The organism is Edwardsiella piscicida, from assembly GCF_001896205.1.
Taxonomy (GTDB): domain Bacteria; phylum Pseudomonadota; class Gammaproteobacteria; order Enterobacterales; family Enterobacteriaceae; genus Edwardsiella; species Edwardsiella piscicida.
The window spans coordinates 1,990,056-2,013,810 of the sequence record NZ_MPNU01000001.1 but is presented as its reverse complement, the minus strand read 5'-3'; the positions used below and the strand labels follow the sequence as shown (position 1 = coordinate 2,013,810).

At 58.4% G+C, this 23,755-nt stretch carries 22 protein-coding genes, 1 pseudogene and 1 other annotated feature; of the genes and pseudogenes, 12 read left to right on the top strand and 11 right to left on the bottom strand.

The genetic code is table 11. The features are described 5' to 3' along the window. Positions 1-197: 197 nt before the first annotated feature. Positions 198-530, top strand: a complete 333-nt coding sequence (locus tag BRD58_RS09285) for a DMT family transporter (protein WP_012848617.1) — start codon at positions 198-200, stop codon at positions 528-530. Positions 531-572: 42 nt separating this feature from the next. On the opposite strand, the gene BRD58_RS09280 is transcribed toward BRD58_RS09285, so the two are convergent. Next, complete coding sequence (locus tag BRD58_RS09280) at positions 573-1,226, bottom strand: MgtC/SapB family protein (protein WP_012848616.1); 654 nt, start codon at positions 1,224-1,226, stop codon at positions 573-575. Positions 1,227-1,416: 190 nt separating this feature from the next. Between BRD58_RS09280 and BRD58_RS09275 the strand changes: the two genes are divergently transcribed. Continuing rightward, positions 1,417-1,674, top strand: coding sequence for a putative hemolysin (locus BRD58_RS09275; protein ID WP_034168064.1), 258 nt, complete (start codon positions 1,417-1,419; stop codon positions 1,672-1,674). Between the two features lie 14 nt (positions 1,675-1,688). On the opposite strand, the gene BRD58_RS09270 is transcribed toward BRD58_RS09275, so the two are convergent. Then, a complete protein-coding gene (locus BRD58_RS09270) occupies positions 1,689-2,108 on the bottom strand; it encodes an META domain-containing protein (RefSeq protein WP_073382484.1) in 420 nt (139 codons plus the stop codon). Between the two features lie 288 nt (positions 2,109-2,396). Here BRD58_RS09270 and BRD58_RS09265 point away from each other — a divergent pair, with 288 nt between their 5' ends. Then, positions 2,397-2,603 (top strand): hypothetical protein, encoded by a 207-nt coding sequence (locus BRD58_RS09265; protein WP_015461515.1) that lies wholly within the window; start codon positions 2,397-2,399, stop codon positions 2,601-2,603. Between the two features lie 73 nt (positions 2,604-2,676). On the opposite strand, the gene BRD58_RS09260 is transcribed toward BRD58_RS09265, so the two are convergent. Continuing rightward, on the bottom strand, positions 2,677-3,669 hold the full coding sequence (locus tag BRD58_RS09260) for a 2-hydroxyacid dehydrogenase (protein WP_015461514.1): 993 nt from the start codon (positions 3,667-3,669) through the stop codon (positions 2,677-2,679). Between the two features lie 205 nt (positions 3,670-3,874). Between BRD58_RS09260 and BRD58_RS09255 the strand changes: the two genes are divergently transcribed. The 4 genes from BRD58_RS09255 (at position 3,875) to hrpA (ending at position 11,033) form a co-directional block, all read left to right on the top strand. After that, complete coding sequence (locus BRD58_RS09255) at positions 3,875-6,478, top strand: YdbH family protein (protein WP_073382480.1); 2,604 nt, start codon at positions 3,875-3,877, stop codon at positions 6,476-6,478. After that, positions 6,471-6,665 (top strand): YnbE family lipoprotein, encoded by a 195-nt coding sequence (locus BRD58_RS09250; protein ID WP_012848609.1) that lies wholly within the window; start codon positions 6,471-6,473, stop codon positions 6,663-6,665. Before BRD58_RS09255 ends, BRD58_RS09250 begins: the two co-directional genes overlap by 8 nt. Positions 6,666-6,674: 9 nt before the next feature. Then, on the top strand, positions 6,675-7,001 hold the full coding sequence (locus BRD58_RS09245; RefSeq protein WP_012848608.1) for a YdbL family protein: 327 nt from the start codon (positions 6,675-6,677) through the stop codon (positions 6,999-7,001). Between the two features lie 147 nt (positions 7,002-7,148). Next, positions 7,149-11,033 carry an ATP-dependent RNA helicase HrpA gene (hrpA, locus tag BRD58_RS09240; RefSeq protein ID WP_073382476.1) on the top strand — a complete coding sequence of 1,295 codons (3,885 nt, stop codon included), beginning with the start codon at positions 7,149-7,151 and terminating at the stop codon, positions 11,031-11,033. Between the two features lie 17 nt (positions 11,034-11,050). On the opposite strand, the gene BRD58_RS09235 is transcribed toward hrpA, so the two are convergent. Then, the gene (locus BRD58_RS09235) at positions 11,051-11,863 is read right to left on the bottom strand and encodes a trypsin-like serine peptidase (RefSeq protein ID WP_073382471.1); all 813 of its coding nucleotides are present in this window, start codon (positions 11,861-11,863) and stop codon (positions 11,051-11,053) included. A 79-nt stretch (positions 11,864-11,942) separates the two neighbouring features. Then, on the bottom strand, positions 11,943-12,023 hold the full coding sequence (gene ydgU, locus BRD58_RS18400; RefSeq protein WP_455709036.1) for a small membrane protein YdgU: 81 nt from the start codon (positions 12,021-12,023) through the stop codon (positions 11,943-11,945). 565 nt (positions 12,024-12,588) lie between these two features. On the opposite strand from ydgU, the gene BRD58_RS09230 reads away from it, so the two are divergent. Further along, positions 12,589-13,173, top strand: coding sequence for a helix-turn-helix domain-containing protein (locus BRD58_RS09230; RefSeq protein WP_012848604.1), 585 nt, complete (start codon positions 12,589-12,591; stop codon positions 13,171-13,173). A gap of 20 nt (positions 13,174-13,193) precedes the next feature. Here BRD58_RS09230 and BRD58_RS09225 read toward each other — a convergent pair whose 3' ends face one another. Then, positions 13,194-13,637 carry an acetyltransferase gene (locus BRD58_RS09225; RefSeq protein WP_015683361.1) on the bottom strand — a complete coding sequence of 148 codons (444 nt, stop codon included), beginning with the start codon at positions 13,635-13,637 and terminating at the stop codon, positions 13,194-13,196. A gap of 378 nt (positions 13,638-14,015) precedes the next feature. Between BRD58_RS09225 and BRD58_RS09220 the strand changes: the two genes are divergently transcribed. Both BRD58_RS09220 and BRD58_RS09215 read left to right on the top strand, forming a co-directional pair. Then, the gene (locus BRD58_RS09220; protein WP_073382466.1) at positions 14,016-15,170 is read left to right on the top strand and encodes a MerR family transcriptional regulator; all 1,155 of its coding nucleotides are present in this window, start codon (positions 14,016-14,018) and stop codon (positions 15,168-15,170) included. Beyond that, on the top strand, positions 15,133-15,681 hold the full coding sequence (locus BRD58_RS09215; protein WP_197500818.1) for a GNAT family N-acetyltransferase: 549 nt from the start codon (positions 15,133-15,135) through the stop codon (positions 15,679-15,681). The genes BRD58_RS09220 and BRD58_RS09215 overlap by 38 nt, the downstream gene beginning before the upstream one ends. A gap of 255 nt (positions 15,682-15,936) precedes the next feature. Here BRD58_RS09215 and BRD58_RS09205 read toward each other — a convergent pair. Further along, positions 15,937-16,436: pseudogene (locus BRD58_RS09205) on the bottom strand (transposase); the annotation flags it as partial. Further along, positions 16,033-16,149: a sequence feature (AL1L pseudoknot), on the bottom strand. Its footprint overlaps the pseudogene before it by 117 nt. A gap of 217 nt (positions 16,437-16,653) precedes the next feature. Here BRD58_RS09205 and BRD58_RS09200 point away from each other — a divergent pair. Beyond that, positions 16,654-17,358, top strand: a complete 705-nt coding sequence (locus BRD58_RS09200; RefSeq protein WP_073382458.1) for an MmcQ/YjbR family DNA-binding protein — start codon at positions 16,654-16,656, stop codon at positions 17,356-17,358. A gap of 214 nt (positions 17,359-17,572) precedes the next feature. Here BRD58_RS09200 and agp read toward each other — a convergent pair whose 3' ends face one another. Then, a complete protein-coding gene (agp, locus tag BRD58_RS09195; RefSeq protein ID WP_073382454.1) occupies positions 17,573-18,811 on the bottom strand; it encodes a bifunctional glucose-1-phosphatase/inositol phosphatase in 1,239 nt (412 codons plus the stop codon). A 348-nt stretch (positions 18,812-19,159) separates the two neighbouring features. Between agp and eseH the strand changes: the two genes are divergently transcribed. After that, the gene (eseH, locus tag BRD58_RS09185; RefSeq protein ID WP_034168068.1) at positions 19,160-19,885 is read left to right on the top strand and encodes a type III secretion system effector phosphothreonine lyase EseH; all 726 of its coding nucleotides are present in this window, start codon (positions 19,160-19,162) and stop codon (positions 19,883-19,885) included. 265 nt (positions 19,886-20,150) lie between these two features. Here the strand turns inward: eseH and BRD58_RS09180 are convergent, their stop codons facing one another. The 3 genes from BRD58_RS09180 to rstA are packed head-to-tail and all read right to left on the bottom strand — an operon-like array spanning position 20,151 to position 23,745. Next, on the bottom strand, positions 20,151-21,659 hold the full coding sequence (locus tag BRD58_RS09180) for a carboxypeptidase M32 (protein ID WP_034168069.1): 1,509 nt from the start codon (positions 21,657-21,659) through the stop codon (positions 20,151-20,153). A gap of 47 nt (positions 21,660-21,706) precedes the next feature. Next, on the bottom strand, positions 21,707-23,017 hold the full coding sequence (gene rstB, locus BRD58_RS09175) for a two-component system sensor histidine kinase RstB (protein ID WP_073382449.1): 1,311 nt from the start codon (positions 23,015-23,017) through the stop codon (positions 21,707-21,709). Between the two features lie 5 nt (positions 23,018-23,022). After that, positions 23,023-23,745 carry a two-component system response regulator RstA gene (gene rstA / locus BRD58_RS09170; RefSeq protein ID WP_012848594.1) on the bottom strand — a complete coding sequence of 241 codons (723 nt, stop codon included), beginning with the start codon at positions 23,743-23,745 and terminating at the stop codon, positions 23,023-23,025. Positions 23,746-23,755: the final 10 nt, after the last annotated feature.

Sequence of the window (23,755 nt, the reverse complement as noted above, 5' to 3'; positions counted from 1 at the left end):
GAAGGTTACCTTTGGCTTCACATTGTGATGTTGTTATTAACAGGATTCTAGCAAACGCGATTTCAGCGTCTTATCAGTTTTATGGCAAATGGTCGGCCCGGCAGGTGATGAATGAATGTGTCTGCGGGTGGATTGCCGCTGGCGTCGACGCCGGATAGAATTGCGCCATATAGACGCAATAGTAATGGGATGAATAAATGAACGGATATCTGTATCTGGCGATGGCGATCGGCGCCGAGGTGATCGCCACGACCGCCCTGAAAGCCACCCAGGGGTTTAGCCGACTCGGCCCGAGTCTGGTGGTGGTTGTTGGATATGCCATTGCTTTCTGGGGACTTTCTCAGGTAGTGAAGAGCATCCCGCTGGGCGTCGCCTATGCGATTTGGTCCGGTATGGGGATCGTGCTGGTCTCGCTGGCCGCCTACTGGCTGTACCAGCAGACGCTCGACTGGGCGGCGCTGCTGGGGATGGCGATGATCGTCGGGGGCGTGCTGGTGATTAATTTATTCTCCCACACGTCGGCACATTAAGTTACATTCTGCAACCGCTCTGTCCATCGCAGACGGCGGCGCTCAGCGGATTTCGAGAAAGCGTACGGCGTCAAGCTTCTGCAGCTGTTGATACAGCTCGCCGACGCGCTGCCGGGGGCGCAGGGTGATCTCCAGGCGGATCTCGCACAGCGTCTCCTCCTGTCGCTGGCGCAGCGACAGGCGCTCCGGCTTCAGATTCAGCTGCTGCAGCGTCAGCAGCAGCGCGCTGACCTCTTCCGGCGGCAGATGGATGATCAGGCCGTGGTGCTCTCCCAGCAGCAGGTTGCTCAGCTGGCGGAATAGCTCCAGCACGATCAGCGTCATCAGCGTGCCATAAATCCCAATCTCATACAGCCCGCTGCCGATCACCAGGCCGATCGCGGCCGTCACCCACATGCCGGCGGCGGTCGTCAGCCCTTTAACGGCCTGTTTCTGAATGATGATGGTCCCCGCGCCGAGAAACCCCATACCAGAGACGACCTGTGCGGCGATACGGCTGGGATCCAGCCCGACGTGGGAGAGCGCGAGAATATCGGCAAAGCCATACTTGGAGACGATCATAAACATCGCGCTGCCGATACCGACCAAAATATGGGTGCGTAGCCCGGCCTCTTTGGCCCGCAGCTGGCGCTCAAGGCCGATTAACCCGCCCAGTAGCCCCGCCAGGGCGACGCGCAGCAATAAGTCGGTGACCATGCTAACCTCTCGTTGTTATCTACCCGCTTGTTTTCTGCCATCATTCGGCGTAAAAACCCATGCCACGCTATCCTTAGCCTGCAGGGCTATGGTAACAAAGATTCCGCACGCTTGCCCTGTGCTGATGGCGCTTGGGCGCGGTGGCGATGGGCGGCAAAGCGTTACGTTTTATGTCAGGGGAGTGATGAGAATGAGAGGGGTTGCTATGGGGATCGGGGGGCTGCTGGTCGTGATGCTATCAGGCTGCGCCAGCGAGCCTGCGGCACAGACGGCCGGCGCGCGGCCGCATATCGCCGCCAGCGCGGCGCTGAGCGAGGGATGCGCACTGATCGGCGGCGAGGTCGCGCTGGCGCATCAGTTGGACGGCACCTCGCTGGTACAGTGTCAGCTGCCGGACGGCAAACGCTGTACGGAGCGGGGCGTGATCAGCGGCCGCTGCCCCAACTGATCGCACGGCCGCCGCTACATCCAGTCGCGTAGCCTATAGCGCCACACCGTTCCCTGCGCATCGCGCAGCGCCAGCGTCTCTCCCCGCAGCGTGAGCCGGGCGCCGTGTCGCAGCATCGTCTCCAGACGGCGCTGCGCCGCCTGCCAGGCGGGATCGGGACAGGGGGACGGCGTGCGCTGCAGCGCGGCGATGCGCAGCGTGCCCCGCCGCAGGGTCGCTTGGCCACTTAGCTGACCGCACAGGCTGACGCTGATCCACAGCCCTTCACCAAACTCCAGATCCGGCGTCAGCGCGCGGGACGCCGCCGTTGCCGCGAGGGGATGGCCATCGATCGTCTGCAGAACATAGCGATGGTGCAGCAGCAGCTGCGCCGTCGGCGGGGCGCTGCAGGCGCCGAGCAGGCCGCACAGCAGGGCGGTCAGGATCCTTTTCATATCAGCTTCTCTCTCCAGAGGGGGGTATCCGCAGGCAAGGCGTAGAATAAATGCAATGATGTCCCGCTTTTCACGGCAGCTTTCTCTGTCTCATCTATACTTGTTATTCGTACGGCAATCCAGCGAGACCACCGCGATGACGGACACGACGTCCGTCGGCTCGCTATCGCCGTAGCGCAATGTGCGGCGCGTTTTCTGCGCCGGTCGCCGTCGTCCGCAGCACGGACGCCGACGATGATTTTGACAGGCAATTGGCATCAGCATCAATACAGAAAGAGGAGTGTGCGAATGGCGATGGTATCCGACCGGCCGGCGGCTGCGTTTAGCACAAACACCATGGATTTTCTGGCCAGCAGTATTGCAATGATGGAGTCACAGGGGCGCAATATCAGTGCGACCGAGGTACAGGGAAATATGACGGCGAAACAGCGGGCGCTGTTCAACGAGCGTCTCGCCTACTATCGCCAGCGCTATACGCAGGAGGAGTTGGTGTAGGCCGCCGCCGCAAATCGTGAACGAAAAAACCCGCCGCAGCGGGTTTTTTTGTGCGCCAAGACACACGTGGCGATCAGGCGGTAAGCCGATTCGGGCAGTGACGATGATGGATCAGATCATCGATGTTCTGCAGGGTGGTCAGCGAGATGCTGGTCAAGGCCTCTTCGGTCAGGAAGGCCTGGTGGCCGGTAAACAGCACGTTATGGCAGGCGGAGAGGCGGCGGAATACGTCGTCCTGGATCACGTCGTTGGACTTGTCTTCAAAGAACAGGTCGCGCTCATTCTCATACACGTCCATGCCCAGGGCCCCGATCTTCTGTTGCTTCAGCGCATCGATAGCGGCGCAGGAGTCGATCAGGCCGCCGCGGCTGGTATTGATGATCATCACCCCGTCTTTCATTTGGGCAAAGGCATCCTGGTTTAGCAGATGGTGATTCTCCGGCGTCAGCGGGCAGTGCAGGGTAATGACGTCGGACTGGGCATACAGGGTCTTCAGATCGACATACTCTGCGCCGAGCTCCAGCGCCTGTGGGTTGGGATAGGGATCGAATGCCAGGATACGCATGCCGAACCCCTTGAGGATACGCATCGTGGCGATCCCGATTTTCCCGGTGCCGATGACGCCGGCGGTACGGTTGTGCATGTTGAACCCGATCAGCCCTTCGAGCGAGAAGTTAGCGTCGCGGGTGCGCTGATAGGCGCGATGAATTCGACGGTTAAGGGTCAGCATCATGCCAACGGTATGCTCGGCGACCGCCTCCGGCGAGTAGGCCGGGACGCGGACCACCTCGATACCCAGCGCTTTGGCGGCGTCCAGATCGACGTTGTTAAAGCCGGCGCAGCGCAGGGCGACGATACGAATGCCCATGGCGGCCAGCTGCTCCAGCACTTCGCGTCCGCCGTCATCGTTGACAAAAATGCAGACCGCATCGAACCCCTGGGCGGTTTTCACCGTCTGTGGGCGCAGCAGAAAGTCAAAAAACTCCAGTTCAAAGCCGAACTGCTTATTTACCAGCTCAATATATTTTCGGTCGTATTGTTTGGTGCTGTAGATGGCGAGTTTCATAAATATTCCCCCAGCTGAAATTGTGATCATCATAGCAAAAATAGAGAAGGTGGACAAAACGGACGGGGAAGTGTGATGTAAATCATTTTTTCCTGTTAGCGCCTTGAATGGCAATAGATTAATCCACTGTCGTCCGGGGTACATTTAGCTAAACTGGTAAGTATGGTATGGTGCGGCGCCGTGGCGTAACGGGTGGGGAAGACGAGTGAAAAAGCGATATATCGGTGCGATAGGCGCGGCGGTGTTACTGTCGGGCAGCGTAGCGGCGTGGTGGAGTTCGCCCTACTGGCTGTCCGCGGCGCTGCGGCCCTGGCTGCCGGCCGGCGCCGATGTGATGATTCCCGCCCGGCCATACTGGTCCGATGGTGCCCTGCGGCTGCCGCGGCTGGACTATCGTCTGGGCGCATGTCCACTGCTGAGCCTGCGCGGCGCGGCATTGAGCTACCGGCGCCCGCACTGGCAGCTCAATGCCGATACGGTCGATCTGGACAGCCGCTGCTTCTCTGCCGCGCCCGGCGGGGGCACCATGCCGTCGATCGCCTCGCTGCAGCAGTCGCTCCCGCCTCTGGCCCTGACCATCGGGCGTCTCAATATCCTGCCGTGGCAGCGCTACGGCGGAACGTTCCGGCTGAATAATCAGGATGGCGCCCAGCGTATCGGCCTGGACGGCGAGCAGCTTAAGCTGGATCTGGCGCTGGAGCATCAGGCCCTGAGCGTGCGCTCGCTGCTGCTGCGGCTGCCGCAGCTCGACGATGCCCTGCAGCTACAGGGGAAGATAGCGCTGGGGCTGGATCTCGCGACCGTGCCGCCGGGAGGACTGCTGCAGGCGCAGTTTCGTCTGTCCGGGCTGCCGCACCCGCTACGCCTACGGCTTATCTGGCAGCGCCAGGGGGGGCGCCTGCTGCTCAACGCGCTGGATCAGCCCCGCCCGCTGGTCGATTTGCCCTGGCAGCAGCAGCAGGGGGCGCTGACGGTCAGCGATGGGCAGTGGTTTTGGCCCTATGGGCCTCAGCCGCTGCAGGGTAGCGCCGCGCTGCAGCTGCGCGACTGGCTATCGGGGTGGCGGCATACCCAGCTGCAGGGGCGGGTCAATATGCTGACTCGGGGGACGCAGGGAAAGGCCAACATGGTGATGCAGCTGGGGCCGGGGCGGCTGGATTTTCAGGCGGGGGCTTTTCCCCTGCGCCTGAACGGCTTGGTTAATCATGGCGGTCTGTCGTTTTCCGCCGCCCTCGATGCGCGGGTCAGCGGCACGCCCGAGGACCCCACCCTAAGGCTGCTGCCCGGTGCGCTGCTGCGCATCTGGGGTAAAACCGATGCCCAGACCACCCTGCAGGAGGTGCGCTGGCCGCTGGCGGGGGTGCGCGTCAGCCGCGACGGCGTCAGCGGACGTCTCCAGGCCATTCTGCGCGTCAGCCACCGCTACTGGGGGCAGGGACAGCTGCATCTGGATGGCCAGGCCGAGGCGTTTCGCCCCGATAAGGGACTCTGGCGCTGGCGCTACTGGGGAAAAGGGCAGATGCCGCCGCTGCGGGCGCGCTGGGACGTTAGCGGGCAGGGCGCATGGCAGGATGATGCGCTGCACCTGGACTATCTCTCCGCCGGCTTCGATCGCCTGACCTATGGGCTGGCACGGGTCATCCGCCCACGCCTGACCCTGACCCAGCCGCTGATGTGGCTGCGGGCGTCGCAGCATGCGGCATTCCACGCCGGGTTTGCCCTGGCCGCCCAGCGGATTGATTTTACCCACGGCGGCTATCTGCCCACGCCGCGTCTCCAACTGACGGCGCAGGGTGAATCGCCGGCGTCGATGCAGCTGCGCGGCGATCTGCGCGCCGGCGCCATCGGCCCGATCCGGCTGGATGGGCGTTGGGATGGTACGCGTCTGCGCGGTCAGGCCTGGTGGGCCAGCCAGCCGGTAACGGTCTTTCAGCCGCTGCTGACGCCATCGCTGGGGGTACGTCTGCACGAGGGGCGATTCCATGCCCAGGCGGCCTTTTCGGCGGCGCGTGGCCAAGGCTTTGTCGCCGGGGGGCATCTGCAGGCCAAGGGCGTGGGCCTGTGGTTAAAGGATGGCCGGGTGGACGCGATGGATCTGACGCTGCCTTATCGGCTGCACGACAGTCGCTGGCAGCTCGGCCCACATACGCCGGTCACCCTGCGTATTGATCGACTGGTCAATCAGTTCGATCTGCGGAAGATCCGTGCCGATCTGCAGGGTTATTACCCATACGACGAGGCCTCCCCGCTGACCCTGAGCGACGTGACGGCCGACATGCTGGGGGGCGAGGTCGGTTTTTCCAGCCTGCGTCTGCCGCAGCATCAGCCCACGCTGCTGCGGCTGCACAATATTGAGCTGAGTGAGCTGATCACCGCGCTGAAGGTGAAGCAGTTTGCCCTGTCGGGCAAGGTGGATGGCGAGCTGCCGCTTTATCTGCATAACCCGCAGTGGATTATTCACCGCGGCTGGCTGGGTAACACCCGCCCCGTCACGCTGCGCCTGGACAAGGATATGGTGGATGCCATCGTCAGCAATAACCCGATCGGTGGGGCGGCCCTTGACTGGCTGCGCTATCTGGAGGTGGGGCGCTCCCACACCTGGATCGATTTAAGCAATCTGGGGGAGCTGACGCTGGATGCGACGCTGTACGGCATTAATCGGCAGAAGGACCATCGGCGGGTTATCGAGCTCAACTACCGCCAGCAGGAGAATGTATTCCAGCTGTGGCGCAGCCTGCGCTTCGGCGATAACGTACAGGAGTGGCTGCAGTCCCGCCTCTCCCGGGCAACGAGGAGTCAGCATGAGTAACCGTAATTTTGCGCTGCCGGCGTTGCTGCTGGCGCTGTGGGCCACGGGGTGTACGCCGCGCATCGAGGTCGCGGCGCCCACGCAGCCTATCACCATCAATATGAACGTGAAGATTGAGCATGACATTCACATTACGCTGGATAAAGAGGTTGAAACCCTGCTGAAGTCCAAGCCTGGGCTGTTCTAAGGAGGAGGGGTGAAACGCTATCGGATTCTGCTGTTTTGCGCCGCGCTGGCGCTGAGCCTGCCGCTGCGGGCGGTAACGCTGGATGAGGCCCGGGCCAGTGGTCGGGTCGGGGAGACCCTCAGCGGCTATCTGGCTGCCCGCAGTCAGGACGCCGAGACGCTGGCGCTGGTGGCGCGGGTCAATCGGGGGCGGGCGGAAAGCTATCAGGCGCTGGCGCAGAGCAACGGCGTCAGTCGCGACAGCGTGGCGCGCCTAGCGGGCGAAAAGCTGGTGGCTCGCGCTCGGCCCGGTGACTACGTGCAGGGCATCAACGGTATGTGGCTGCGCAAGCCGTGATCAGCGTCGGACATCGGGGGTAAAGTGCGCGCCCTGTCACACTCTGACCCGGCGCCCGTCTGTGGTAAGATAGGGAGATAACAGGATATCAACTGCCGCGCCGGGCGAATACGTATCGCACCGGCGCCTTTCCAAGGAATTCTGAACGTGAAATCCCCGCTTGGTGCGCTGGCCGACCAGCTTGATGATGTCATGCTGCGCGATCGCCAGCGTTTGATGCGCCGTCTCCAGGGCGCCAATAAAATCACCCAACCCGATACCCTGCAGGCGACCGCCGCGACGCTGGCGGAGGAGATCGCCCGGGCGCGTCAGGTGACGGCCAACCGGCGCGCCGCCTGTCCGACGATTAGCTATCCGCCGGGGCTGCCGGTCAGTCAGAAGAGCGAGGCGCTGCTGGCGGCGATCCGCGATAATCAGGTGGTGATTGTCGCCGGGGAGACCGGCTCCGGTAAAACGACCCAGCTGCCCAAAATGTGCCTGGCGCTGGGGCGCGGAGTGCGCGGGATGATCGGTCACAGTCAGCCGCGCCGCTTGGCGGCCCGTTCGGTGGCAGAGCGTATCGCCCATGAGCTGGATACCCCGCTGGGTAGCTGCGTGGGCTATAAGGTGCGCTTTAGCGATCGGGTCGGCGACAACACGCTGGTCAAGCTGATGACCGACGGGATTTTGCTGGCGGAGATCCAGCAGGACCGACTGCTGATGCAGTATGACACGCTGATTATCGATGAGGCCCACGAACGCAGCCTGAACATCGACTTTATCCTGGGCTATCTGCGTCAGCTGCTGCCCAAGCGTCCCGATCTCAAGGTGATCATCACCTCGGCGACCATTGACCCGCAGCGTTTCTCCCGCCACTTCAATAATGCGCCGATCGTCGAGGTATCCGGACGGACCTATCCGGTTGACGTTCGCTACCGGCCCATCGCCGATGGCGAAGGCGATCGCGATCAGACCCAGGCGATTATCGATGCGGTGGATGAGCTGCGCCATGAGGCGCCGGGCGATATTCTGATCTTTATGAGCGGCGAGCGAGAGATCCGCGATACCGCCGATGCGCTGAACCGCCTTGAGCTGCCCCATACCGAGGTGCTGCCGCTGTATGCTCGCCTGTCCGCGGCCGAGCAGAACCGGGTCTTTCACGCCCATAGCGGACGGCGCATTGTGCTGGCGACCAACGTGGCGGAGACCTCGCTGACGGTGCCGGGGATCAAATATGTTATCGATCCCGGTACGGCGCGCATCAGTCGCTACAGCTATCGGACCAAGGTTCAGCGGCTGCCGATTGAGCCGATATCCCAAGCCTCGGCCAATCAGCGTAAAGGGCGCTGCGGCCGCGTCTCCGATGGGATCTGTATCCGGCTGTACGATGAGCAGGACTTCCTGTCGCGTCCCGCCTTTACCGATCCGGAGATCCTGCGCACCAATCTCGCGTCGGTGATCCTGCAGATGACCGCGCTGGGGCTGGGCGACATTGCCGCCTTCCCCTTTGTCGAGGCGCCGGATAAGCGCAATATTCAGGATGGGGTGCGTCTGCTGGAGGAGCTGGGTGCGGTCACGGTCAATGCGCGTGGACACCAGCAACTGACCGCGCTGGGACGTCAGCTGGCGCAGCTGCCCATCGATCCGCGTCTGGCGCGCATGGTGATCGAAGGGGAGCGCAACGGTGCCCTGCGTGAGGTGATGGTGATCGCCGCCGGGCTGTCGATTCAGGACCCGCGCGAACGGCCCGCCGACCGTCCGCAGGCGGCGGATGAGAAGCACCGTCGCTTCAGCGATAAAGAGAGTGACTTTCTGGCGCTGGTCAATCTGTGGAACTATCTGCGCGAACAGCAGCAGGCGCTCTCCGCTAACCAGCTGCGTCGGCTGTGTAAAAGCGAGTTTCTCAACTATCTGCGGGTGCGCGAGTGGCAGGATATCTATACCCAGCTGCGTCAGTCGGTGAAATCGCTGGGGTTCCATATTAACAGCGCCCCCGCCGATTACCGGGCGCTGCACTGCGCGCTGCTGAGCGGCCTGCTCTCCCATATCGGACAGAAAGATGTCGAAAAGCAGGAATTTACCGGCGCGCGCAACGCCCGTTTCGCCATTTTTCCCGGTTCGTCGCTGTTTAAGAAGCCGCCCAAGTGGGCGATGGTGGCGGAGCTGGTGGAGACCTCTCGCCTGTGGGGGCGCGTCGCCGCACGGATCGACCCGGAGTGGATCGAACCCTTGGCACAGCACCTGATTAAGCGCAGCTATAGCGATCCGCACTGGGAGAAAAGCCAGGGCGCGGTGATGGCCAGCGAGAAGGTCACGCTGTATGGTCTGCCGATCGTCAACGAGCGGCGAGTGAACTACGGACGCATCGATCCGCTGCTGTGCCGAGAGCTGTTTATTCGCCATGCCCTGGTTCAGGGGGAGTGGCAGACAAAGCACGCCTTTATGCGCGCCAATCAACGTCTGCGCAGCGAGGTCGAAGAGCTGGAGCACAAGTCGCGTCGCCGCGATATTCTGGTGGATGACGAGACGCTGTTTGCCTTTTATGACCGACGGATCGGTCAAGAGGTGGTGTCGGTGCGTCACTTCGATAGCTGGTGGAAGAAAGCGGGGGCCGCGCAGCCCGAGCTGCTCAACTTTGAGAAGTCGATGCTGATCAAAGAGGGGGCCGCCCGCATTAGCGCGCAGGATTACCCCAATGCCTGGCAGCAGGGCAACTTTCGCCTGCGTCTTTCCTACCAGTTCGAGCCGGGCGCGGATGCCGACGGCGTGACGGTGCATATTCCGCTGGCGATCTTGAATCAGATCGAGGATCGTGATTTTGATTGGCAGATCCCCGGTATTCGCCGTGAGCGCGTGATGGCGCTGATCAAGTCGTTGCCGAAGCCGCTGCGGCGTAACTTTGTGCCGGCCCCCAACTATGCCGATGCCTTCCTGGCCCGTGCGACGCCCTTTGAGCTGCCGCTGCTGGAGTCGATGGAGCGCGAACTGCGCCGCATGACAGGTGTGACAGTGTCACGTGATGACTGGCAGCTGGATCAGCTGCCCGATCACCTGAGCGTCACGTTTCGGGTGCTGGACGATCGCAACCGGCCGCTGGCCGAGGGTAAGTCGCTGGAAGCGCTGAAGCAGCGTTTGAAGGATCGTGTACAGCAAACCCTGTCGGCGGTGGCGGACGATGGCCTTGAACAAGCGGGGCTGCATCTGTGGAGCTTTGGTCAGCTGCCGCAGTGCTATGAGCAAAAGCGCGGCGGCTATGCCATCAAGGCCTATCCGGCGCTGGTGGATGAGAAGGAGAGCGTGGCGATCCGGCTCTTTGAGACCGAACAGGAGCAGCAGCAGGCGATGCGCCGCGGTCTGCGCCGGCTGCTGCTGCTGAATATTCCGTCTCCGGTGAAGTATCTGCATGAAAAGCTGCCGAACAAGGCCAAGCTGGGGCTCTACTTTAACCCCTATGGCAAGGTGCTGGAGCTGATCGACGACTGCATCGCCTGCGGCGTGGATACGCTGGTGGCGCGCCACGGCGGCGCCGTCTGGGAGACCGCGGCGTTTGAGGCGCTGCATGAGCGGGTGCGCGGCGAGCTGAATGAGACGGTGGTTGCGATTGCCGCACAGGTCGAGCGCATTCTGACCTGTGCCAACGGGATCAATAAGCGCCTGAAAGGGCGGGTTGACATGACGATGGCGCTGGCCCTCTCCGATATTAAGGCGCAGCTGGGCGGGCTTATCTACCGGGGCTTTGTCACTGCGACCGGCGCGGATCGCCTGGCGGACGTGGAGCGCTATCTGCACGCCATCGAGCGTCGCCTGGAGAAGCTGGGTATCGACCCGCACCGCGATCGGGCCCAGATGCTGCGCGTTGAACAGGTACAGCAGGCCTGGCAGCAGTGGCTTAACCGTCTGCCGCCGGTGCGGCGTCAGACGCCGGAGGTACAGGCTATCCGCTGGATGATCGAGGAGCTGCGCGTCAGCTATTTTGCTCAGCAGCTGGGCACACCCTATCCGGTGTCAGACAAGCGTATCCTGCAGGCGATGGAGGCGGCGGAGCAGCCATAGCCGCGCCGCCCGGGGCCTCAGCGCATTAGACGCTGCAGCCCCGCGTTAATCGCGGTAACGGCGACGGCGCGATTATCGGCCAGCGCTCGGTTTTCCGCCGCCGGCGCCGAGCTTTGGATCGCGACCAGCGTCCATCCGGTCGCCTGACGCATCAGCAGCGGCGATCCGCTGTCGCCCGGCAGCGTATCGCAGCGGTGGCTCAGCACGCCGCTCTGTGCCCAACCGGTGATGAGGCAGTCGCGATGGCGATAGAGCACATCCAGATGATCCTGCGGATAGCCGGCCTGGGTCACCTGGCGGTGCTGCGCCTTCAGCGCCGCGCTCAGCGCTTTCGGTGTCCCTTGCCATACCGGCAGCGGACGCAGATCGGGCAGGGGACCGGCCGTGATCTCCACCAATCCATAATCCTGCGGCGCCGCCGCCGGCGGAACAATCCAGCCATCGCCGTCGGCCTTGAGCTTTTTGTACAGCTGCGGATTGACCCGCGTCTGTAGATGGCGTGACTGGTAGCGCCACTTACCGTCCTGAGACATAAAGCGCAGCGCTACGGCGCGATCGGTTTTTCCCGGCGGTGCCAGCAGACAGTGGCCCGCCGTCAGCGCCCAGCGCGGCGCGATCAGGGTGGCGGTGCACAGGTTGCCGCTGGCGGTTTCGACCTGGCCGATGGCGTTCCATGGCCCGTCGGCGACCTCACTGACGCGATCGCGATCGTCGTGACCGAAGAACAGCTGTCGCTGCTGAGCGGGGGTAAGCCCGTCATCCGCCAGGGCGGCGTGCGGTAGCCAGGGAGTCAATAACAGCGTAATGCTCAAAAGGGCAGGGAAGCGCATGGTTAATTCCGTGAATCATCGTGTTATTTATCGACAGTGTAGTCAATCGGCGGGGCGCTATGCACGTCATCTGATGCAGCTAAACATAAAAACAGGCTGCGATGATGGCGCACAGAATGAGCAATAGCATCAACAGCTCGAAGCGATAGTGACGGAACATAGGAGTACCCCAGGGGCAGAGCGGGCCGATAGGATAATGGTAGAAGATTGGCTGCGCTCCGACTGTGGGGGAATGGTTTCGGCATGTAACCCTTTGTACGGCGTCGCGAGATCTCCAATTAGTTACAACATACATTTATCTCTCTTTTCCCTCTTCTGAACGCTTCCCGCCGTCAGACAGTCACACCGGTTATGAAGGAAAGGAGAGATCGCTGGGTCCATTAGGCGAGGGGCGGGGTAACGACCGCTCGATTTACGCCATTCGTCGATGTCTCCCTGAGGCTAATAAGGCGGCGGCGGGAGCGGTCTTCGCTTACTGCTCGCGGATTGATTCATTAGGTCATAGCGGCTCAGGCTTCCGGCGTTATTCCTCTGCTTAGCGTCAGAAGCAAACGTGCAGTTACCCAGCGCGACATCTAATGATCCTGCCATGACCTCTGAGACGAGACGATGCGCCAATCATAGATGATGCCGATGTTTTAAACTTACAAAATCAAGGATTTCAGCCTAATTGAGGTAATGGCATAATCAGGCCGACGAAAGCGAGAGTGAGCATGAGTGTGAAAATGGATAAAACATCTAAAAATCAGATAGTCGATAGCGACATTGCGCGCTTATTGCTTAAACACAGAAAAACACGCGGCTGGACGGTTGCAGAGCTTGCGCAGCGATCGGGCGTCAGCCAGGCCATGATTAGCAAGGTCGAACGGGGCACCTCCAGTCCCAGCGCGACAATACTGAGTCGCTTAGCTAGCGCCATGAATATTACGCTCTCAACATTTTTCGCAGAGCTTGAGCAACACCAGAATTCACGGGTGCGCTTTGCCCATCAGCAGCAGCATTGGACAGATGAACAGTCGGGCATTACTCGCTGGTCTCTCTCCCCCGTGGGCGCATGTCCAGAGCTGATAAGAGTCGACATTCCCGCGCTGGGTCAACTAACGATCCCTGCCTGCGCGAATGAGCATCTTTCAGGGCAAACACTCTGGATGCTGAGTGGCTGCCTTGATTTTCGGGTCAATCATCAGAACCATCATCTCCAGGCTGGAGACTGTATTGCCCTTACCTTTACAAGCGAATATCAAATGAATAACCCTGATAGGGAGCAGAGCTGTTCATACGTTGTGGCTTTTTGCCAAAAAAATAAATGATATTCTCCCTGCAGCCGCCGTTAACATCCGTCGGCTTTGCGCAGGTGTAATAGGGGATACGGCCTTCCCTGGCTATCCAGGTCGGAACGCCCTGAGACGTTAAAGCCCATATGTTGATAAAACCCTACGGCCTGCTGGTTTTGTTCATTTACATCGACGCTTAAATCAGGGTGAAGCGCCAGTGCATGTGATATCAACCGTTTGCCGACGCCAAGCCCGCGCGCAGAAGCATCGACAAAAAGCGCCTCTAGATGGCCATCATGCAAAAACATAAAGCCCAGTGGACGATCTTCCTGGTTAGTTGCAACCCAGACGGGGGTTTGTGAAAAAAAGCTGATAACCTCATGTTCGATCTGTTGCCGGTCGTGGGCGGTGAGAAAATCGTGCGTAGCATCTACAGCATTGCGCCAAATTTGTATAATTTCGGGTGCCTCAGATAGTCGTGACATTCTGATTTTTAACATTTTGCTACCTTCTCGTGGCCATTATTGGGTGTAGTTACGTCCAAAATTCACCTGCGCAAATTTACTATAGTGGAATTAAATTCACAATAGTGTTCTCGTCGCGATCTCGTATCACGCGTTCAGGATGAACGTTAGCTATCATAGTATTTCTATCCTCTTGGGGTTCTACGCCGGAACCGCCGAAATTTCTGTCAACTCTGGGCTAAGCGTTTAAAACCATAAACCTGTGGTTTATCCTGTATGAGCGGTCGGTTCTTACTCGCTTTTCCGTTACAATTCGATAACAAATAAGAGTGATATTTGTTTGAGCCAAATAGATATTTTTGTATTGACCCGTCTATTGCTTCATAGTTGATACTTCACTTCTGGAGGTGCGGTATGTTCCGAATATCAGAGGTTGCCGCCATTGTAGGTCTATCTCGCACGGCGCTGCTTTACTATGAAAAGCTCGGTATTATTAAAAGCATCAGGCTTCCTAATGGTTATAGGAGTTACAGCGAAAAAGATGTTCAAAGACTGCAATTAGTCATCCATCTGCATGCTGCAGGCCTGACTCTCAAGGAGTGTCTGGTATGTATAAATGTGAAGAGTGATAAGCAACTCTTAACAGCAAGGTTGAAACAACTCGAAGATGATATAGCCATAAAGTTACGGGCTAAAATGTTACTGGAGTCTATGTTAGGTGTTTCAGAAGAACGGACTTGGCATCTGGAGTTGGAAAAAATATCGCCAGATGTGCATTTGCGCTGGCTCAATACTCAGGGGATTAATGAAAAAGAGGCTCTAAGAATTCGCAACCTTTCAAGAAATATTCATGAGCATGATTCATATATGTCTGACTTTAATGAAATATTTCTCGGTCTCATTCGCCTTGGACCAGGCTCTGATCCAGATACGTTAAGAGCGTTAAGCATGGTTCCCGATAATCTAGATAACATTCTTGAGATTGGTTGTGGACGTGGGGTGGCGACTCGATTGTTGGCTTCAAATACTCAGGCTCACGTTACAGCTCTAGATAATGAACCACTATATTTGAATGAGTTATATGGTCTGCGTCACCGCGTAAATCTGTGCTGTGCCAGTATGAGAGCACTTCCTTTCGCCTATGGCGTATTTGATCTTATTTGGTCAGAAGGCAGTGCCTACATCATGGGATTTAATAATGCTTTATTGTCATGGAAGAAGTATCTGAGAGTTGGTGGATGTCTGGTCATCAGTGAAATAGTTTGGTTAAGTAATACACCTAGTGAAAGCGCTAGAAATTTCTGGTTGAAAAATTATCCAGCCATGTTAAATGTTGCACAAAATAAGATGCTGATTAAAAAAGCAGGTTACGATCTAATCTCAGATTTCGAAATAAGTAAAGAAGCCTGGGATCTTTATCTTTCGCCGCTGAAAAAAAGAATTGAACTTTTAAAAAGTAAATTGAGCCACTCGATGGCTTGGCAGGACCTGAAAAGAGAAATAGATATCCATGATACCTGTCTGGGGGAGTATGGATATCAAATTTTTATTATACAAAAGAGACAATAAAATGATTATCAGAGAAGAAAAGAAGCAAGATATAAACCATATAGAAAGGTTAACTTTATTGGCGTTTACAGGACATCCTCATCATGAACCGGGTTCATCCCCAAATGAGCATATGATTATCAATAGATTACGTGATGCGGAAGCAATGACATTATCATTGGTCGCGGAGGATGATAGTGGGATTATTGGTCATCTTGCCTATTCATCCGTAAAAATAGATGGGATAACAACCCGCTGGCATGCTCTGGCGCCTATCTCTGTTTCACCTTCGCGGCAGAGGCAGGGAATTGGCAGTAAAATGATAGAACAATCGATTTTGTTGTTAAAAGAAAGAAATATTGATGGCCTTGTTGTTTTGGGTGACCCAGAGTATTACTCACGTTTTGGTTTCCATCATAATCATCGGTTCATTGTTGAGGGTGTTCCTGCTAAATATTTTTTGGCACAATCACTAATCAATATTAATCAATTGCCTTCTGGGATAGTTACATTCCATAAAGCTTTCGAGTAAAGCTCATTATTTCTTATAATAGGAAAAATCTCTCCCAATTTTTTTGGGGGGGATGTTATTTCGCTACAGTTGCATGAGAAAGTGTTCGATAAACTGTGGGTCTGGAAACCGAAAATTGAACCGTACCGGTTTTGTGGGAGAGTTTTTAGTCCGGGAACTCAGGCTGGCATAACCCCGTTTCCGATGGAAGCGTAATACGCTTTTTCGGCTTCAGCCGGGGGGATGTGACCGACTCGTTCCAGTAACCGACGATTCACGCTGTATCTCCAGCTTCAGATGTTCATCTCGCTGGTCACGCTGACTGCGTGTTTCAGGGAGCTGACGGTAATTTTGGTGCCGGTAGTACATCGATGGGGCGATATTCAGCTCATGACATACCGGTCCGACCCCATGACTACCGCAGAGGGTATCTAGCAGCGGCATTATTTTTTCCACAGACGGTCGAACTCCGCCTTCGCAAAATAAGCAGAGGTCTGCCGCAGGATATCGTTGCTGCGTCGACGCTCTCTAACCTCCCGCTCCAACGCCTTCAGCCGTTGGCGTTCGGCAGTCTTGAGTCCAGCATCACCGCCGCCAACATCGCGTTCATGCTGGCGAAGCCAATAGCGTAGGGTGTCGATGCTACAGCCGATTTTAGGAGCAATGGATTTGATGGCAGCATGTTCAGAAGGGTAACTCTCCCGCTGTTCTATCAGCATTCTGACAGCTCGCTCACGGAGCTCGGGAGAATAACGCTTGGATGATGTCGATGTCATATCGGGTCTCCTTTCACTGAGAGTGTAGTCTCCCAGAAACCCGGTACGGTTCAGTTGCGCCCGCCGCACGGTGGCGATAGCGCAGGGCGACCATCACACTGAGGATAAGATCCCGCGGGGGATATCGCATCGGGCGATGCGATCCATCCTGATTGATTATACGCGGTAGATATTTTAACTTGTTATCTATGGTTTCGCGGTTGTAAGGCAAGGGTATATGCATGATATTAATGATATATTCGCACGGCGTGAGGTCGACGTTCAACGCCTGAGCGCCTATGGGTTTCGCCAAAATGAACAATGCTATATTTACTCTCGTGATGTAGCCGACGGTCAGTTCGTTATGACGGTAACAATCACTCGGCATGGCGAAATATCTGCGGCGGTTGTGGATAGGCTCACGGAGGAGGAGTACATATTACATCGTATCAGGTCGGCGACCGGCGCCTTCGTGGGTAAAATTCGTGAGGAGTATGAAAATGAATTGATAAATATAGCGGAAAAGTGTTTTTCTCTCCATCCGTTTAAAACGGAACAGGCAAAGGAGGTCATTCGGTTTATCAAAGAAAAATATCACAGTGAGCTGGAGTTTTTATGGCCGCGCTCTCCTGATAATGCCATCTTTCGGCGGTCGGATAATGGAAAGTGGTACGGCGCCATATTGCGCATCAAGAGCGCAAAGCTGGGCGGTCTCGACGACGATATGGTTGAAGTTATCGATTTAAAAATGGCCCCGGACGATATTTCGACGCTTGTTGATGGCAGAAGATACTTTCCCGGCTATCACATGAACAAAAAATATTGGGTCACCCTTCGCCTAGACGGCGTGGTTCCTCTCGCTGAGATTTGTAGGCGCATAGACAATAGTTTCACACTGGCGGCCACGCCGGCGATGGCACAGCGGCCAAAGACGGTGGGCTGACGGTGGGTGACATCATCACGATAGGCGATCCGATCGTTAAAAATACCCTGACCGACTCGCGCTCTCACCATTTTTCCCCTGTTACATGGCGCTATTATGCAAAAAAAAGATGATACCCCCGGCGCGAGACAGGGCGCCGGGCGGCAGTTTACCTCTCCGGCAGCAGGCCCGGGGAGGGCACAGCGCGTCTTCCCCAGGGCGTATCGGCGTAAGATTACTGCGCCGCCTGATTGAGCACCGCATTAAATTGCTCGACCGGGCAGAAGCCGTTGGCATCTATCGGACAACCGCTGAGCTCAAGCGTCACCCGCTGCGGCGGTGATGCCAGCGTCAGGGGCACGGCATCGCGTAGCTGGCGAGTGCTTTGATACAGGTACTCAATCTTCATCATCTCCTGGTTTTTTGCCGTATCCCGCCAGCGCTGGAACACGATTTTGCCGCCGATGGGCGTACGCTCATACTGGTCATGCAGTCGGTAGGGTTTGAAATCCAGCGCCGTCAGCAGCGAGGCGATGTTCGAATCATGCCCCACCAGTAGGGTTATCTTCGGCGTTTTCGCCGCGTCGGTCACCAGTGCCTTATCCAGGTATTTTACCAGCGGCTTGGCGACGTTACGCGCCACCGCCGGAGAGGTGAACAGGCTGTCTTGGTAACCGTTTTTCAGCTGCGATAGGCGCTGCCACTGCGCGTCGGTGTTGATCTCGCCCCATGCGACCCGATCCACCGGAAAACCTTGGTAATACTGCAGGGTAAAGGCATCGACCAGCGAATTACCGATCTTCAGCGGCCCAGAGACGCTCGGCTCCTGTCCCACGTTGGCGCTAAAGCGATCCTGCCCGTCCGCCAGCGAACACAGGTGCTTCTCTTTGCATGCCGGGGAATCTTGATAGTCCACGATCTGCGCCAGCAGCCTGTAGCTATCGCCCAGGTGCATTTTCTGCCGTTCACTTTCCATCGCCTTCAGCGCCTGTTCGCGAAACGTCGGCGAGGCATCCGTAATCACCGGGTTAAACGTGGGATCCATGGTGCCCATCTTATCCTGGTGGTGCACCGTGATATCGCACCCTGGAAACGCGCCGGTAATGAAGAACTGCGCAGTGGCGACGGTGCGCTGCAGGCTGTTGGCGTAGGCATACACCGCCTCGGGGGCAGGACATTCGCCGCTGCTGATAAGCCCCTGCTGCGCCAGCCATTCACGCACATAGTGCCCCATGTACACCTCTAGCACGCCGCCTTTGGTAGTGAGCTGTCCACCCGGGACATCCCACTGCGGCCAGGCTTTGGGGGTTGATTGCTCCAGCACGCTCCCGTTATTGGCCAGTGGGGCACGTAGATTGTGCCGACTCATGATCAACACCTGCTGCAGCTGGTATCCCTGCGGTTCACTTTGCGCCTGCGCGGCGCCGGCCGCCAGCAGTGCCCCGACAATAACTGCGACTATCTGTTTTTTCATCCCTAACTCCTTACGCTTTTTTAATACGCCGCAAAAGTGTGACAGGTTGGCAATAATTTGCCTGGCGCTATACCGCAAAGTTACACCTACGCTGCGTTTATACTTTATCGGCAGGCGCTGACCATGGCGCGAGAGCGGGGGGCACAGAAGGCGAAGAGGCGGGGCGCAATAAGCCATCAGAGCCAATCAATCGCCGATGCTAAATACGTCGTCCCGCTTACCAATGGGGCGGTCTTATTATCGCTGGATAGGGCGGTTGGATTTTTAAATAACGCCGCGTTTTTCCAAAGAAGGGTGAGCGTTTAAACGTGATAATCATGGACTCTCATCGTGTAAAGGACGTTCCCTGTGCCAATTAACCGAGCCGCTTTGACGCTTAGCCTCCCGCCATTTCAGGTCGGGGCCCCCGCCGGGAGGCCGCAGATGCCCCCAATGAATGAGAGCCTAAAAAGCAATTTCGACACGCTGCACCGTCAAATGCGCCAGATGCCGCTTTCCCACTTCACCGTAGAGCCGAATGCGCCGGACTACTCAGGGATACGCCAGAGTGGCTTCTTTGCCCTGAGTCAGGGATTTCGCCTGTCGAACGCGAGTGATGATTTCTTCATTCACGCCCGTCGCGAAGCGCCGCAGTACAGGGGCGAATTTATCGGTGACAAGTTCCACATCAGTGTGCAAGAGCAACAGGTAGCGCAGGCCTTTCAAGCGCTATCTGGACTGCTGTTTTCAGAGGACAGCCCGATCGATAAGTGGAAGGTGACCGATATGGCGCGGGTCGATCAGCAATCCCGCGTTGGCGAAGGGGCGCAGTTTACGCTGTATGTCAAGCCGGATCGGGGCGATTCGCAGTACAGTGCGACGGCGCTTCACAAGACGCGGCAATTTATAGCCAGTCTGGAGTCGAGGCTATCGGAGCAGGGGATTATCCCCGGACGCGTCCCCGAGTCGGACGTCCATCCCGACAGTTGGCGGTATATCAGTTATCGTAACGAGCTGCGCAGCGAGCGCGGCGGAGGCGAGATGCAAAGCCAAGCGTTACGAGAAGAGCCTTTTTACCGTTTGATGACAGAGTAGACGCGGCGGCGCGACGAGAAGACATCGCTGACCTGCTCGCCTTGGGCTTTTGCGGAAGGACGGGCAGGTCGGTTGTCATTTCCCGCAGAGGATGGCACCGCGCGTTTGCCGCCGGTCACGCTGACCGAGCGCGACGAGTACGCCGCGCCGGCGGCCGCATCATTATCCTCTAGGCCATCGGAACAGACGGAGTTCTGGGGCTGCTCCCCGGTGCCACCGCCTGTTGGCCCTCATCGCGAACGACGCCGAACGGTGGCCAAACGCCTTAGCGCAGGCTATCGTCCGTCTCACTCCCCAGATAGCGCTGCTCCAGATGGCGCCGCAGGTAATCTGGGTTCAGCGGCTCACCGCAGACGTTGCGGATCAGGGTATCGGTATCCCAGCGCGAGCCATGGCACCAGATATGTTGACGCAGCCAGTGGCCGATCGGGGCGATATCGCCGGCGGCGATCTGCGCCGGGAGATCGGGGATATCGCGGCGGGCGGCGGCGTACAGCTGCGCGGCGTACATCGCGCCGAGGGTATAGGTGGGGAAGTAGCCAAAGGCGCCGTCAGTCCAGTGAATATCCTGCATACAGCCGTCGCGGTAGTTGCCGGCGGTACTCAGCCCCAGCGTGCCGCGCATCTGGCTGTCCCACAGCGCCGGAATATCCTCGACCTCAATCTCGCCTTCAATCAGCGCCCGTTCGATCTCATAGCGCAAAATGATGTGCGCCGGATAGCTGACCTCATCGGCATCGACCCGAATATAGCCGGGCTTGACGCGCTGATTGAGGCGGACAAAGTTTTCCGCGCTGAAGGCCGGATCGTCGCCAAAGGCCTCGATAACCCACGGGCGCAGGAAGTTCAAAAAGCCGTGGCTGCGCGCCAGCTGCATCTCAAAAAACAGGCTCTGAGACTCATGGATCGCAGTAGAACGCGCTTCGCCCAGCGGTTGCCCCGCCCAGGCAGACGGTAGATTTTGCTCATAGCGGGCGTGACCGGTTTCATGCACGATGCCCAGCAGCGCGCTAAGAAAGTCATCGCGGTTATAGCGGGTGGTGATGCGAACGTCTTGAGGCACGCCGCCGCAGAAGGGATGGGCGCTGACGTCCAGGCGGCCGTGGGCAAAGTCGAAGCCCAGCTGCGCCATGATACGCAGCCCCAGCTGACGCTGCGCCTCTTCATCGAAGGGCCCGCGCGGCAGCCGCGGCGGCGTGCGCTGCTGTCGCTCCACTACCCGCTGCAGCAGCGTAGGCAGCCAGCCTTTAATCTCGCCAAACAGGGTGTCCAGGCGCGCGCTGTTCATCCCCGGCTCATACAGATCCAGCAGGGCATCATAGCGGCTGCATCCGGCATGATCGGCGCGGATTTTGGCCTCCTCGCGGCTTAGCCGAACGACCGGGCGCAGATTCTCCATAAATCCATGCCAGTCATTATTGGCGCGCTGCGTCCGCCAGGCATGCTCGCAGCGCATTCCGGCCAGGGATTTCTCCTCGACCAGGGCGGCGGGGAGCAGGCTGGCCCGCGCGTAGCGTCGCTGCATTTCGGCCACATTAGCGCGCTGCTCATCGCTGAGGCTCTCCTGCGCGGCGCGCTGCAGCCAGACGCCGGTCTCTTCGTCGCACAGGATTCGGTGCATCAGCAGGCTAAGCTCGGTGAGCGCCGCTGAGCGAGCGCCGCTGCCGCCGCTCGGCATATAGGTCTGCATATCCCAGCCGGCGATGGCTGATAGATGGTCAAAGCGCGCCAGGCGCTGAAAGATCGTTTCCAAACGTTGATAGGCACTGGTCATAATCGCGACTCCACGGCCCACGGGGGCCGTTAGTAGGGTGATGGGGGTCAGGCTGAGGCGGCGGACGCCGATGGGAGCGTAGCGCTATGACGCGGCCAGGTAAACAGGAAACAGGCGCCGCCCAGCGACGAGCTGCTAATCGCTATTTGTCCCTGATAAGCCTGTACGATACTGTAGACGATGGCCAGACCCAGGCCACAGCCGCCGGTGGCGCGATCGCGGCTGGGATCCAGTCGAACAAAGGGTTCGAAGACCCGCTCGCGCTCGGCGGCGGGAATACCGGGCCCGTCGTCCTCCACCTGGAGGCAGCCATTATCACCGTCAAACCACAGCCCGATACGGAGCTTGCCCTGACTATAGCGCAGGGCGTTGTTGATCAGGTTATCCAGCAGACGCTCGAACAGGCGGATATCGATAGCGCCGAAATCGCCCCGATGGGGGATATCCAGCAAGATCTGCTGCTGGGGATGCATCTGGCGCAGCTCATTGGCCTTATCCTCCAGCCAGGCTGGCAGGTCGATCGCCTCCAGATGGGTGCTGACCTGCGGGCGATCGAGGCGTGCATAGGTCAGCAGCTCATCGATCAGCCCCTCCAGCTGGCCGATATCCCGGTTAATCGCCGCCTGCTCCTCGGCGCTGAGGCTATCGCTCATGGCCAGCCGGTAGCGCAGGCGCACCAGCGGCGTCCGCAGCTCGTGGGCAATGCCGTCAATCAGCTGCTTTTTACTGGCGATCAGGGTATTGATGTTGTCGGCCATGCGGTTAAACGCGACCCCTAAGCGATGCAGGCTGGAGGTGCTGTCGAAGTGCGTGCGCTCCTGCAGGTGCCCTTCGCCCAGGCGCTGGGCGGCGTTCTCCAGCCTGAGCAGATCCTGCCAGTGGGGGCGCATCCACAGAAATACCGGCAGCGCCAGCGAGAGTCCGATAAGCAGCATCAGGGCAAAATCAAACAGGCGCATCTCATGCAGAAAAAACAGGTAGGGGATTGGCCCGACCGCCAGGACATAGTGGCTGCGCGGAATGCGCTGTAAAAAAATGTACTCGCTGTCCAAGGCGACGATCTCGCCCTCACGCAGTTTACGATCCTGTCCGGGTGAGAGATGGCGCTTGCCGAGAGGCTCGATATGAAACTGAAACGACAGATTCCAGTCGAGTTTGTCGATGGTCTTGTTCCAATCGCGCGGCGGGATCTCACGCAGCTGGCTGCGGATCAGATACAGCGAGCTTTTCATCAGATCATCCATCGACTGACGGCCGGCGCGCTCGGCGGTGACCTTATAGACCAGCCCGACCAGCATGGCCATCACCAGAAAGCAGACGAACAGCAGCAGGTAGAACTGAATGAACAGTTTGCGCATCGGTACTATTCCCAGGCGTTAGGCGCAAACAGGTATCCCTTATTGCGTACGGTCTTGATGCGCACGGGCTCCGGCCCGGTATCGTTCAGCTTGCGGCGCAGACGGGAGATGGCCACATCGATGCTGCGATCCAGACCGTCATAGCTGACGCCGCGCAGATTCTGCAGCAGGGCATCGCGATCCATAATGGTGCCGGCGTGGGTTGCCAGCTCCCACAGCAGGTCAAAATCGGAGGTGGAGAGATGTACCTCCGCGCTGCCGAGGCGCACCTCGCGGTTGACCGGATCGATACAGAGCTGACCGAGCTGCAGCGGATTGAGTCGGGCCGACGACGCCGGCGCGGCGCGCGTACTTTCCGGCAGCGGCGTCGCATGCTGGCGCAGGTGCAGACGCAGGCGCGCCAGCAGCACCGCCGGCGGCGTCGTTTTCAGAATATAGTCACTGGCGCCCATCTCCAGCGACAGGATATGGTTCATATCGCTGTCGAGCGAGGTCAGCAGCACGATGGGCCCCGCGTAGGCCGGCCGCAAATCCCGGCATAGGCTCATGCCATCCTTCCCCGGTAGCATGATATCCAGCATCACCAGATCCGGCTTTAGCCGAATGATGGTGTCAAAGGCGGTATCGCCGCGCGGCTCCAGCGTGACATCAATGTCATGTTTCCCCAGATAGGCGGCAATCAGCTGGCCTACGTCGGGATCATCCTCAACAAATACAATTCTGCTCATCGTCTCTACA

What these genes read in the sequence shown, in the direction of transcription:
- BRD58_RS09285 (WP_012848617.1), top strand. Translation starts at nt 198, where the DNA reads ATGAACGGATATCTGTATCTGGCGATGGCGATCGGCGCCGAGGTGATC.
- BRD58_RS09280 (WP_012848616.1), bottom strand. Translation starts at nt 1,226, where the DNA reads ATGGTCACCGACTTATTGCTGCGCGTCGCCCTGGCGGGGCTACTGGGC.
- BRD58_RS09275 (WP_034168064.1), top strand. Translation starts at nt 1,417, where the DNA reads ATGAGAGGGGTTGCTATGGGGATCGGGGGGCTGCTGGTCGTGATGCTA.
- BRD58_RS09270 (WP_073382484.1), bottom strand. Translation starts at nt 2,108, where the DNA reads ATGAAAAGGATCCTGACCGCCCTGCTGTGCGGCCTGCTCGGCGCCTGC.
- BRD58_RS09265 (WP_015461515.1), top strand. Translation starts at nt 2,397, where the DNA reads ATGGCGATGGTATCCGACCGGCCGGCGGCTGCGTTTAGCACAAACACC.
- BRD58_RS09260 (WP_015461514.1), bottom strand. Translation starts at nt 3,669, where the DNA reads ATGAAACTCGCCATCTACAGCACCAAACAATACGACCGAAAATATATT.
- BRD58_RS09250 (WP_012848609.1), top strand. Translation starts at nt 6,471, where the DNA reads ATGAGTAACCGTAATTTTGCGCTGCCGGCGTTGCTGCTGGCGCTGTGG.
- BRD58_RS09235 (WP_073382471.1), bottom strand. Translation starts at nt 11,863, where the DNA reads ATGCGCTTCCCTGCCCTTTTGAGCATTACGCTGTTATTGACTCCCTGG.
- ydgU (WP_455709036.1), bottom strand. Translation starts at nt 12,023, where the DNA reads ATGTTCCGTCACTATCGCTTCGAGCTGTTGATGCTATTGCTCATTCTG.
- BRD58_RS09230 (WP_012848604.1), top strand. Translation starts at nt 12,589, where the DNA reads ATGGATAAAACATCTAAAAATCAGATAGTCGATAGCGACATTGCGCGC.
- BRD58_RS09225 (WP_015683361.1), bottom strand. Translation starts at nt 13,637, where the DNA reads ATGTTAAAAATCAGAATGTCACGACTATCTGAGGCACCCGAAATTATA.
- BRD58_RS09220 (WP_073382466.1), top strand. Translation starts at nt 14,016, where the DNA reads ATGTTCCGAATATCAGAGGTTGCCGCCATTGTAGGTCTATCTCGCACG.
- BRD58_RS09215 (WP_197500818.1), top strand. Translation starts at nt 15,133, where the DNA reads ATGGATATCAAATTTTTATTATACAAAAGAGACAATAAAATGATTATC.
- BRD58_RS09200 (WP_073382458.1), top strand. Translation starts at nt 16,654, where the DNA reads ATGCATGATATTAATGATATATTCGCACGGCGTGAGGTCGACGTTCAA.
- agp (WP_073382454.1), bottom strand. Translation starts at nt 18,811, where the DNA reads ATGAAAAAACAGATAGTCGCAGTTATTGTCGGGGCACTGCTGGCGGCC.
- BRD58_RS09180 (WP_034168069.1), bottom strand. Translation starts at nt 21,659, where the DNA reads ATGACCAGTGCCTATCAACGTTTGGAAACGATCTTTCAGCGCCTGGCG.
- rstB (WP_073382449.1), bottom strand. Translation starts at nt 23,017, where the DNA reads ATGCGCAAACTGTTCATTCAGTTCTACCTGCTGCTGTTCGTCTGCTTT.
- rstA (WP_012848594.1), bottom strand. Translation starts at nt 23,745, where the DNA reads ATGAGCAGAATTGTATTTGTTGAGGATGATCCCGACGTAGGCCAGCTG.